The 10692-nt window shown below is 61.1% G+C and carries 13 protein-coding genes; 12 read left to right on the forward strand and 1 reads right to left on the reverse strand.

The features are described from left to right. Positions 1 to 20: 20 nt before the first annotated feature. Positions 21 to 599: a nucleoside triphosphate pyrophosphatase gene (locus FS777_RS09350; RefSeq protein ID WP_100851117.1), complete on the reverse strand. Its 579-nt coding sequence runs from the start codon at positions 597 to 599 to the stop codon at positions 21 to 23. A gap of 95 nt (positions 600 to 694) precedes the next feature. On the opposite strand from FS777_RS09350, the gene FS777_RS09355 reads away from it, so the two are divergent. From FS777_RS09355 to FS777_RS09410, 12 genes are all read left to right on the forward strand, one after another. Further along, positions 695 to 1222 (forward strand): YceD family protein, encoded by a 528-nt coding sequence (locus tag FS777_RS09355; protein WP_058637699.1) that lies wholly within the window; start codon positions 695 to 697, stop codon positions 1220 to 1222. A gap of 13 nt (positions 1223 to 1235) precedes the next feature. Further along, the gene (rpmF, locus tag FS777_RS09360; RefSeq protein ID WP_008096416.1) at positions 1236 to 1418 is read left to right on the forward strand and encodes a 50S ribosomal protein L32; all 183 of its coding nucleotides are present in this window, start codon (positions 1236 to 1238) and stop codon (positions 1416 to 1418) included. 3 nt (positions 1419 to 1421) lie between these two features. After that, complete coding sequence (gene plsX, locus FS777_RS09365; RefSeq protein WP_078478213.1) at positions 1422 to 2432, forward strand: phosphate acyltransferase PlsX; 1011 nt, start codon at positions 1422 to 1424, stop codon at positions 2430 to 2432. A gap of 147 nt (positions 2433 to 2579) precedes the next feature. Next, positions 2580 to 3518: an ACP S-malonyltransferase gene (gene fabD, locus FS777_RS09370; RefSeq protein ID WP_078478214.1), complete on the forward strand. Its 939-nt coding sequence runs from the start codon at positions 2580 to 2582 to the stop codon at positions 3516 to 3518. Between the two features lie 15 nt (positions 3519 to 3533). Then, positions 3534 to 4274 carry a 3-oxoacyl-ACP reductase FabG gene (gene fabG, locus FS777_RS09375; RefSeq protein WP_145255175.1) on the forward strand — a complete coding sequence of 247 codons (741 nt, stop codon included), beginning with the start codon at positions 3534 to 3536 and terminating at the stop codon, positions 4272 to 4274. Positions 4275 to 4477: 203 nt separating this feature from the next. After that, positions 4478 to 4714 (forward strand): acyl carrier protein, encoded by a 237-nt coding sequence (gene acpP / locus FS777_RS09380; RefSeq protein ID WP_027914361.1) that lies wholly within the window; start codon positions 4478 to 4480, stop codon positions 4712 to 4714. A 187-nt stretch (positions 4715 to 4901) separates the two neighbouring features. Continuing rightward, positions 4902 to 6146 (forward strand): beta-ketoacyl-ACP synthase II, encoded by a 1245-nt coding sequence (gene fabF, locus FS777_RS09385; protein ID WP_058605743.1) that lies wholly within the window; start codon positions 4902 to 4904, stop codon positions 6144 to 6146. After that, positions 6146 to 6961: an aminodeoxychorismate lyase gene (gene pabC / locus FS777_RS09390; RefSeq protein ID WP_078478216.1), complete on the forward strand. Its 816-nt coding sequence runs from the start codon at positions 6146 to 6148 to the stop codon at positions 6959 to 6961. The genes fabF and pabC overlap by 1 nt, the downstream gene beginning before the upstream one ends. A gap of 4 nt (positions 6962 to 6965) precedes the next feature. Further along, the gene (mltG, locus tag FS777_RS09395) at positions 6966 to 8159 is read left to right on the forward strand and encodes an endolytic transglycosylase MltG (protein ID WP_145255178.1); all 1194 of its coding nucleotides are present in this window, start codon (positions 6966 to 6968) and stop codon (positions 8157 to 8159) included. A 9-nt stretch (positions 8160 to 8168) separates the two neighbouring features. Beyond that, on the forward strand, positions 8169 to 8801 hold the full coding sequence (gene tmk, locus FS777_RS09400) for a dTMP kinase (protein ID WP_145255181.1): 633 nt from the start codon (positions 8169 to 8171) through the stop codon (positions 8799 to 8801). Continuing rightward, positions 8794 to 9780 (forward strand): DNA polymerase III subunit delta', encoded by a 987-nt coding sequence (locus tag FS777_RS09405; protein WP_058605739.1) that lies wholly within the window; start codon positions 8794 to 8796, stop codon positions 9778 to 9780. The genes tmk and FS777_RS09405 overlap by 8 nt, the downstream gene beginning before the upstream one ends. A gap of 27 nt (positions 9781 to 9807) precedes the next feature. Then, positions 9808 to 10590, forward strand: a complete 783-nt coding sequence (locus FS777_RS09410; RefSeq protein ID WP_058637691.1) for a TatD family hydrolase — start codon at positions 9808 to 9810, stop codon at positions 10588 to 10590. The last annotated feature ends 102 nt before the right edge of the window (positions 10591 to 10692 follow it).

A 10692-nucleotide genomic window follows, 5' to 3' on the forward strand; every position in this document is an offset into this window, starting at 1 on the left:
GTGCACGCCCCCTGGTCTGGCTACGGGACGCGCACCCCTTCCAAGGCCAGCATGTCGACGAGCCGTATCAGTGGGAGCCCCACCAGGCTGGTCGCATCGCGCCCCTCGGTGCTTTCGAACAGGCTCACGCCAAGCCCTTCGGCCTTGAAGCTTCCGGCGCAGTCGAGGGGCATTTCCGCTGCCACGTAGCGCTCGATGCGTTCACGGTCCAGCACCCGCAGCTTCACGGTAAACGGCACGCAGTCCACCTGGCACTGCCCGGTGGCGCTGTTGAGCAGCGCCACTGCGGTAAGAAACGTCACCTGTTGGCCGCTGCAGGCGAGCAATTGTTCGCAGGCTCGCTCGACCGTGTGGGGTTTGCCCAGAATGTGCTCGCCTAGCACTGCGACCTGGTCCGAGCCGATGATTAAGTGGTTAGGGTGGCTGCCTGCAAGGGCTTGGGCTTTTTGCATGGCCAGGCGCCGGACCAGGTCGATTGCAGGCTCTGCTGGCTGGCGCGTTTCGTCTATGTCAGGGCTTGCCCAGGTAAACGGAAGCTGCAAGCGCGCGAGTAGCTCGCGACGATAAAGGGAACTGGAAGCCAGTAACAGTGCAAGCATGGTAAGCTCCTGATTCGGTTGAACCCATCCTATCACGCACGATGCCACCAAATTCCTTTGACAGGGACGGGGGGCATCCCTAGAATGCTGCGCCTATGTTGAATGACCCGATTCCACCTCACGTTGACCCGCGCAAATTGGCTGATCGTGGCGTAACCCTTGGCGGTTCGCTACCACTCGCTGATTTGGAAAGACTCTGCGACCCGCTTTCCGACGATGTCGGTATGGTGCAGGCGAAGTTCGATTTTGAACGAGACGAACAGCACACTGTGGTTATCCACAGCGAGCTGGATGTCGAGGTCAAGATGGTTTGCCAGCGTTGTCTTGAGCTGGTCACCCTGCCGATCCACAGCGAGTGTACCTACGCCGTGGTGAAGGAGGGTGCGAATACCCAGTCGTTGCCGAAAGGCTATGACGTGCTGGAACTGGGCGAAGATCCTTTGGATCTGCAGGCGCTGATCGAGGAAGAGCTGTTGCTCGCCTTGCCCATCGTGCCTGCTCATCATCCGGAAGAATGCCAGCAGCCGGCGGGCGCAGACGAGCCCGACTCGAGCAAGGACGAGGTATCGCGGTCCAACCCGTTCAGTGTTTTGGCGCAGTTAAAGCGTGACCCAAACGTTTAGGAGTTAATCAATTATGGCTGTTCAGCAGAACAAAAAATCCCGCTCTGCCCGTGACATGCGTCGTTCGCACGATGCCCTGTCGGAAAACGCGCTGTCGGTAGAGAAGTCCACCGGCGAAGTGCACCTGCGCCACCACGTTTCGCCAGAAGGCGTATACCGTGGTCGCAAAGTGATCGATAAGGGCGCTGACGAGTAATCCTTGTCCGCTCAGATCATCGCGATCGACGCAATGGGCGGGGACTTCGGTCCCCGCAGCATTGTCCAGGCTAGTATCGCCTGCCTGTCGGCTACCCCCTCGCTTCACCTGACCCTCGTCGGTCAATCCTCCCTCCTGGAAGATCTTGTCAGCGGCTTTTCAGCTGCCGATCGCGCGCGCCTGCAGATTCTCGGTGCCGCAGAAGTGATCGGTATGGACGAGCGGCCTTCACAGGCATTGCGCGGCAAACCCGATTCATCCATGCGTGTTGCCTTGGAATTGGTGCGTGACGGCAAGGCCCAGGCCTGTGTCAGCGCCGGTAATACCGGGGCCCTGATGGCGCTGTCTCGCGCCGTGCTCAAGACCCTGCCAGGCATTGATCGTCCAGCCATGGTGGCTGCCATCCCGACACGCACCGGCTACTGCCAGTTGCTTGACCTTGGCGCCAATGTCGACTGCACGGCCGAGCAGCTTTACCAGTTTGCGGTCATGGGGTCGGTGGCGGCGCAGGCGCTGGGCGTGCAGCGCCCCCGAGTGGCACTGCTGAACGTAGGTACCGAAGACATAAAGGGTAACCAGCAAGTCAGGCTGGCGGCGAACCTGTTGCAAGGGGCTCGCGGCCTCAATTACGTCGGCTTCATCGAAGGTGACGGCTTGTACAGAGGGGCCGCGGACGTGGTGGTCTGCGACGGCTTCGTTGGCAATATCCTGCTCAAGTCCAGCGAAGGGTTGGCCACCATGGTTGCGCAGCGTATCGAGCAGACCTTCAGGCGCGGCCTGTTGTCGCGCCTGGCGGGCGCTGTGGCCATGCCGCTGCTTAAACGCGTGCAGGCCGATCTGGCCCCGGCGCGTCACAACGGTGCCAGCTTTCTGGGGTTGCAGGGCATCGTCGTCAAAAGCCACGGCGCGGCAGGCGTTGAGGGGTTTCAGAGTGCGATCCAGCGCGCCCTGATCGAAATTCAGGAGAATTTGCCCGGGCGCCTTCATGGTCGCCTGGAGGATTTACTCAAGTAATGTGATGCGAGCCCGCGCTTAGCGGTCTTGCCGACGAAATGCTTAAATGTGACCGCAGGGTTTCGGTCTTCATCCAAATGTTCAGATTCCGCGCCTTGCATGCGCCAGGCGCCTCTATCCGACGACAAGATCATAAGGGCTTGTTCAATGTCTGCATCTCTCGCATTCGTCTTTCCAGGTCAAGGTTCCCAGTCGCTGGGCATGCTCGCAGAACTCGGCGCCGAGAAGCCGGTGATCATCGAGACCTTCAAGGAAGCTTCCGAGGCGCTGGGTTACGACCTCTGGAAACTGGTTCAGGAAGGTCCGCAAGAGCAACTCGATCAGACTGATAAGACCCAGCCAGCCATTCTGACAGCCTCCATTGCGCTGTGGCGCCTGTGGCTCGAGGAGGGCGGCGCCAAGCCTGCATTCGTCTCGGGTCATAGCCTGGGCGAGTACAGTGCCTTGGTCGCAGCGGGCAGCATCAGCCTCAAGGACGCCGTTCGCCTGGTCGAGCGCCGCGGCCAACTGATGCAGGAAGCCGTGCCTGCCGGGCACGGTGCCATGGCCGCAATCCTGGGGCTGGACGACGCCGTCGTGGTGCAGATCTGCACCGAAGCGGCTGAAGACGAGGTCGTCAGCGCGGTCAATTTCAATTCGCCGGGCCAAGTGGTGATTGCCGGTAACAAAGCCGCAGTGGACCGGGCCATGGAGCTGTGCAAGGCAAAGGGCGCCAAGCGCGCCTTGCCGCTGGCAGTCAGCGTACCGTCGCACTGCGCGCTGATGAAGCCTGCGGCCGAACGATTTGCCGCCGCGATCAATGCCATCGATTGGCAGGCGCCACAGATTCCGGTTGTGCAGAACGTGACAGCCGCCATCGCACCCGATCTGGATGCGCTCAAGCGTGATCTGCTGGCTCAGCTGTACCAGCCCGTGCGCTGGGTCGAGTGCGTCCAGGCGCTGGCTGCCACCGGTGCGGTCAACCTGGTCGAGTGCGGTCCGGGCAAGGTCTTGGCTGGCCTCAACAAGCGCTGCGCCGATGGCGTAACCACCTACAACCTCAACACCCCTGACGCCGTTGCCGCCACGCGTGCGGCACTGGCCTGACTTGGAGAAGCTTGCATGAGCCTGCAAGGTAAAGTTGCACTGGTCACTGGCGCCAGCCGTGGCATTGGCCAGGCCATCGCCCTGGAACTGGGTCGCCAAGGCGCCACCGTCATCGGTACTGCGACCTCGGCCTCCGGTGCCGAGCGTATCGCCGCGACCCTGAAGGAGCATGGCATTGTCGGTACCGGCATGGAGCTGAACGTGACCAGCGCCGAATCGGTTGATTCGGTACTGTCGGCCATCGGCGAGCAGTTCGGTGCACCGACCATTCTGGTGAACAATGCGGGTATCACGCGTGACAACCTGATGCTGCGCATGAGGGACGACGAGTGGTTCGATGTCATCGATACCAACCTCAACAGCCTCTACCGTCTGTCCAAGGGCGTGCTGCGCGGCATGACCAAGGCGCGCTGGGGCCGTATCATCAGCATAGGCTCGGTGGTCGGCGCCATGGGTAACGCTGGCCAGGCCAACTATGCGGCGGCCAAGGCCGGTCTCGAAGGCTTCAGTCGCGCCCTGGCGCGTGAAGTGGGCTCGCGCGGTATCACCGTCAACTCGGTCACGCCGGGCTTCATCGATACCGACATGACCCGCGAGCTGCCAGAAGCGCAGCGCGAAGCCCTGCAGACCCAGATTCCGCTGGGCCGCCTGGGTCAGGCAGATGAAATCGCCAAGGTGGTTTCGTTCCTGGCCTCTGACGGTGCAGCGTACGTGACGGGCGCAACCGTGCCCGTCAACGGCGGGATGTACATGTAATATCGCCGGTCAATGTGACGGATTTCGTAAAAAAAGAGTCATACTGCGAGCCTAAAATCCGTTATAAAGCTGCAATCAGATTCCAGGCGGCTGGTCGTGGGACTAGGCTGAAGGCGCGTTGAGCTTGAAAAGCGAACGTTCTTCTATAAAATTAGCCACCGGCCAGCTGCCTGACATATATCCATTAGGAGTGAAAACTAGGTATGAGCACCATCGAAGAACGCGTCAAGAAAATCGTCGCCGAGCAACTGGGCGTCAAGGAAGAAGAAGTGACCAACGAGAAGTCCTTCGTCGATGACCTGGGTGCCGATTCGCTTGACACCGTTGAGCTGGTGATGGCTCTGGAAGAGGAATTCGAGACCGAGATTCCTGACGAAGAAGCCGAGAAGATCACTACCGTTCAAGCTGCCATCGACTACGTAAACAGCCACCAGGCCTAAGACGCTGTAGTCGACGCTTCTTGTCGGGAAAAACCGCACTGCCTTGACTGGCGTGCGGTTTTTTCTTTGCAAGCTTCGGCTGTCGCCGTGTCGGCTGCCAAGCCCCGCATCAAGAGCTTGTTGCCATTTCATTCCGTCCAACTGGATGCAATGGCAAGAAACTCTGTCATTAGAAAAGGAGAGTACTGTGTCGCGTAGACGCGTCGTGGTCACCGGTATGGGCATGCTGTCGCCACTGGGTACGGATGTACCGAGCACGTGGCAGGGCATTCTGGCTGGCCGCAGTGGCATCGGTCCGATCGAGCATACGGATCTTTCTGCCTACTCCACCCGTTTTGGTGGCTCGGTGAAGGGCTTCGAGGTTGAGCAATACTTGTCGGCCAAAGAGGCTCGCAAGCTGGACCTGTTCATTCAGTACGGCTTGGCAGCCGGTTTTCAGGCAGTGCGCAACGCTGGCCTGGAAGTGACTGACGCCAACCGTGAGCGCATCGGCGTGGCCATGGGCTCGGGCATCGGTGGCCTGACCAATATCGAGGAGACCAGCCGTACATTGCACGACGCAGGCCCTCGGCGTATCTCGCCGTTCTTCGTCCCTGGCTCGATCATCAACATGATCTCCGGCTTCCTGTCGATCCACCTGGGTCTGCAAGGGCCGAACTACGCCATCGCCACCGCCTGTACCACCGGTACCCATTGCATCGGCATGGCTGCGCGCAATATTGCGCACGGTGAGGCCGATGTCATGATCGCCGGCGGCGCTGAAATGGCCGCCTGTGGGCTGGGCATGGGTGGGTTTGGCGCATCGCGCGCGCTTTCTACCCGCAACGATGAGCCTGCGCGGGCCAGTCGTCCCTGGGACAAAGGCCGTGACGGCTTCGTCCTGTCCGACGGGGCCGGTGCATTGGTGCTCGAAGAGCTTGAGCACGCCAAGGCGCGGGGTGCAACGATCTACGCCGAGCTCGCAGGGTTTGGCATGAGCGGCGATGCCTATCACATGACGTCGCCGCCCGAATCGGGTGAAGGTGCAGCCCGTTGCATGGTCAATGCCCTGCGCGATGCCGGCGTGCAGCCTCAGGAAGTCAGCTACATCAACGCCCACGGCACCTCGACACCGGCTGGAGACCTGGCCGAAGTGGCAGCCATCAAGCGCGTGTTCGGCGAGCATGCCTATAAGCTGGCCGTCAGCTCCACCAAGTCGATGACCGGGCACCTGCTGGGGGCTGCCGGTGCGGTGGAGGCGATCTTCAGCGTGTTGGCGATCAACAGCCAGATGGCGCCGCCGACCATAAACCTGGATGAGCCAGACGAAGGCTGTGACCTGGACTTCGTGCCGCACCAGGCCCGCAGCATGCCAATCGATGTCGTGCTGTCCAATTCGTTCGGCTTTGGTGGCACCAACGGCTCCCTGGTGTTCCGCCGGTTCGCCGAGTGATGCAAAGCTGGGTCGATGGCACGCCTGCGGCTGCGATCAACCTGCACAATCGCGGGTTGGCCTACGGGGATGGTCTGTTCGAGACGTTCGCTGTACGCCATGGGCGGCCCTTGCTGCTGGATGAGCACATGGCGCGTCTGGCACTGGGCTGTCAGCGCCTGTCCATCGCCACTGACGTGGCCCTGGTGGCCGATGAGGTAAGGCGCTATGCCGCTCAGCTGGGTGAGGGCGTGGCCAAGCTGATCCTGACCCGCGGCGACAGCCAGCGCGGATATGCACCCGCGGCCGGTGTCGCGGCGCGGCGTATCCTGCAAGCCAGCCCGTTGCCCAGCTACCCAGCCGAACACGCCGACGTGGGCGTGCGCCTGTTCATGTGCCAGACCCGGCTTGGGGAACAACCCTTGCTGGCAGGGCTCAAACACCTCAACCGCCTCGAGCAGGTGCTGGCACGTTCCGAATGGCAGGACGGCGAACATGCCGAAGGCCTGATGCGTGACGGGCAGGGCAGGCTGATCGAAGGTGTCTACAGCAACCTGTTTCTGGTTAAGCAAGGCACGCTTCTTACTGCCAGGCTTGATCGTTGCGGGGTGGCAGGCGTGATGCGCGCCGCACTGCTGGCGCGGGCGGAGATGATGAACATCCCGGTGCAAGTGCGTGACCTGGCGTTCGATGAGCTCGCACAAGCGGATGAAGCATTCGTTTGCAATAGTGTCTACGGCATCTGGCCCGTCCGCGCCGCAGGCGCGCTAAACTGGCGGCCTGGCCCGCTCACCCGTACGTTGCAGGCCGTTGCCCGTACGTTACTGGAAACCTGAATTCGTGAGACGTAAATTCCTGCTGCTGCTGGAAATGTGCCTGATCGTCATGGGCCTGGCCCTTGGCTGGTCGGCCTGGAAGGTCCATTCGGTGCTGGATCAGCCTGTGCATGTGGCACAGGAACGCCTGCTGGATGTGCCCAATGGCGCTACGCCCAATCGCATGTTCTACCGCATGCAACAAGAGGGGCTGTTGGGCGACGCGCTATGGCTCAGGTTGTACTGGCGCTTCAACATGGCCGGCGTGCCACTGCACACGGGCGAGTATCGCCTGACGCCCGGCATGACCGTGAAACAGCTTTTCGACGCCTGGCAGCGGGCCGACGTGGTGCAATACAACCTGACCCTGGTCGAAGGCTGGACGTTTCGCCAAGTGCGCGCGGCCGTGGCCAAGCATGAAAAGATCAAGCAGACCCTTGATGGCCTCTCCGATGCCGAAGTCATGGAAAAGCTGGGGCACGCTGGCGTTTTCCCGGAAGGCCGTTTCTTTCCGGACACCTATCGCTTCGTACGCGGCATGAGCGATGTGGAACTGTTGCAGCAAGCCTACATGCGCCTGGAAGAGGTGCTGGCCCGTGAGTGGGCCGAGCGCGCCCGCGACCTGCCGTACCGCGACCCCTACCAGGCACTGATCATGGCCTCGCTGGTGGAGAAGGAAACCGGTATTCCACAGGAGCGCGGGCAAATCGCTGGCGTATTCGTCCGCCGCCTGCGGCTGGGCATGATGCTGCAGACCGATCCGACGGTCATCTATGGCATGGGCGAGCGCTACAACGGCCGCATTACACGCGCTGATTTGCGTCAGCCAACGCCTTACAACACCTACACCATGACGGGGCTGCCGCCAACGCCTATTGCAATGGTCGGGCGTGAGGCCATCCATGCGGCGTTGAACCCGGCAGATGGCACCAGCCTTTATTTCGTTGCGCGCGGTGATGGTAGCCACGTTTTTTCCGATGACCTAGACGACCACAACTCTGCTGTGCGCGAGTTTCAGCTCAAGCGTCGGGCCGATTACCGTTCAAGCCCTGGCACCGCTCAGCCGACACCCTCGGACGATGCAGCGCCGTCCGGTTCATCTCAAGTGCCCGAGGCGGGAGCATCGGATGATCCATCTGCTCCAGCCGCTGCGCCTGAACAGGGCAAGGTCGAGAGCGATCGGGCAACCGAACCGTCGGCGCTTGACGCCCCCCAATAAGGACTGTTTGTGAGCGGCTTGTTTATTACATTGGAAGGCCCCGAAGGCGCGGGCAAAAGTACTAACCGGGAATACCTGGCTGCCCGGCTGCGCGAGCAAGGGCTGGACGTGGTGCTGACCCGCGAGCCAGGCGGCACGCCATTGGCTGAAAAGATTCGTGAGCTGTTGTTGTCGCCGAGCGATGAAGCCATGCACGCCGATACTGAGCTTTTGTTGGTGTTCGCTGCACGCGCTCAACACCTTGCACAAGTGATCCGACCGGCGTTGGCGGGTGGGGCGGTGGTGTTGTGTGACCGGTTCACAGACGCTACTTACGCCTATCAAGGGGGCGGGCGCAGCTTGCCCGTCGATCGTATCGCGACGCTTGAGCAGTTCGTGCAGGACGACCTTCGTCCTGACCTGACCCTGGTGTTCGATCTGCCCGTCGAAGTAGGCCTGGCCCGCGCTGCAGCGCGAGGGCGGCTGGACCGGTTCGAGCAGGAAGGGCAGGCGTTTTTCGAAGCGGTCCGCCGCGCCTACCTGGATCGCGCAGCCGCGGCGCCACAACGCTACACGCTGCTGGATGCATCGCAGCCGCTGGCGGACGTCCAGCAAGCGTTGGACAGGCTGCTACCAGATATTGTGGAGCGCTGCCGTGGCTGATGCCTACCCTTGGCAGCAGACACTGTGGGAGCAACTGGCTGGCCGCGCCCAGCATGCCCATGCCTATCTGCTGCACGGCCCGAAGGGGATAGGTAAGCGTGATCTGGCCGAGCGCCTGATGGCGCGGCTGCTGTGCCAGCGCCCTAATGGCACCCTGGCTTGCGGCCAGTGCAAGTCCTGCCACCTGCTCAAGGCCGGTAGTCACCCCGACAACTTCATGCTTGAACCTGAAGAGCTGGACAAGCCGATCAAGGTGGACCAGGTCCGCGAACTGGTTGCCTTCGTCGCTCAGACCGCGCAGTTGGGTGGGCGCAAGGTGGTCATGATCGAGCCTGTCGAATCCATGAACGTCAACGCGTCCAATGCACTTCTCAAAAGCCTTGAGGAGCCTTCCGGCGACACGGTGCTGCTGCTGGTGACCCATCAACCCAGCCGCTTGCTGCCTACCATCAAGAGCCGGTGCCAGCAGGTTACCTGTCCACTGCCGACCAAGGCCCAGAGCCATGCCTGGTTGGCCAGCGCCTTGCCGGAGACCGATCAGGCCCGGCGCGACGATCTGTTGACCTTGTCTGCCGGTTCGCCGCTGTTGGCCCTAAGTCTTCATCAGCAAGGCGTGCATGAACAGCGCGCCCTGGTGACCGAAGGCGTAAAGAAGCTGCTCAAGCAGCAGCAATCGCCCAGCCAGTTGGCCGACGCATGGACAGCCGTGCCGTTGTTGATAGTGTTCGATTGGTTTTTCGACTGGGCCCAGTTGATCCTGCGCTACCAGTTGACCGAGGACGACGATGAGCTCGGCATGGCCGACATGCGCAAGGTGGTGCAATACCTTGCGCAAAAGAGCCGTCCGGCCAAAGTCCTCGAGGTCCAGGCCTGGATCCTTGAGCAGCGTCAGAAAGTGCTGGGCAAGGCAAACCTGAATCGTGCTTTGCTGATCGAATCGTTGCTGGCCCATTGGCTACAATTGCCAACTGGGCGCTGACTTTAATTCTTATCCGTGTGTGTACCCATGCTTGTAGATTCCCATTGCCATCTTGACCGCCTTGACCTCAGCGCCCATGGGGGTTCGCTCGATGCTGCCTTGCAGGCGGCGCGTGCTCGTGGTGTCGGGCACTTCCTGTGCATCGGTGTCAGTGCCGAAAATGCAGGCGCAGTCAAAGCCTTGACCGAGCAATACAGCGATGTGGATTGCTCGGTAGGCGTTCACCCGCTGGACCTGGCGCCGGGTGCAGCGCCTGCTTTGGACTGGCTGTTGACCGAATTGGCTCATCCCCATGTGGTGGCGATCGGTGAAACCGGCCTGGATTACCATTACGAGCCGGAAGCTGCCGAGTTGCAGCAGGCCTCATTTCGCTTGCACCTGGAAGCTTCGCGGCAGACGGGAAAACCGGTGATCGTGCATACCCGAGCGGCCCGTGCCGATACCTTGGCACTATTGCGTGAGGCGAACTTGTCCCAGGCGGGCGTTCTGCACTGCTTTACCGAAGACTGGGAAATGGCCAAGGCGGCTTTGGATCTTGGGTATTACATTTCGCTTTCGGGGATCGTCACATTCCGTAATGCCGAGGCGTTGCGGGACGTGGCGCGGCAAGTGCCGGCGGATCGGCTCTTGGTGGAAACCGACTCGCCCTATCTGGCGCCTATTCCTTATCGGGGTAAACCCAACCTGCCCCAATATGTGCGGGAAGTGGCTGAATATGTGGCCTCACTGCGGTGTGTCAGTTATGAACAGTTGGCTGAGCAGACCACCACAAATTTCAAGCGGTTATTTCCGTTGGCAAGGGTTCGCTAGGGCGCGTACCCTAAGTTAACGTTGCAGTTGCAGTTGCAGTTGCAGTTGCAGTTGCAGTTGCAGTTGCAGTTGCAGTTGCAGTTGCAGTTGCAGTTGCAGTTG

It is taken from the genome of Pseudomonas sp. DE0157 (assembly GCF_007678615.1).
Classification (GTDB): domain Bacteria; phylum Pseudomonadota; class Gammaproteobacteria; order Pseudomonadales; family Pseudomonadaceae; genus Aquipseudomonas; species Aquipseudomonas parafulva_B.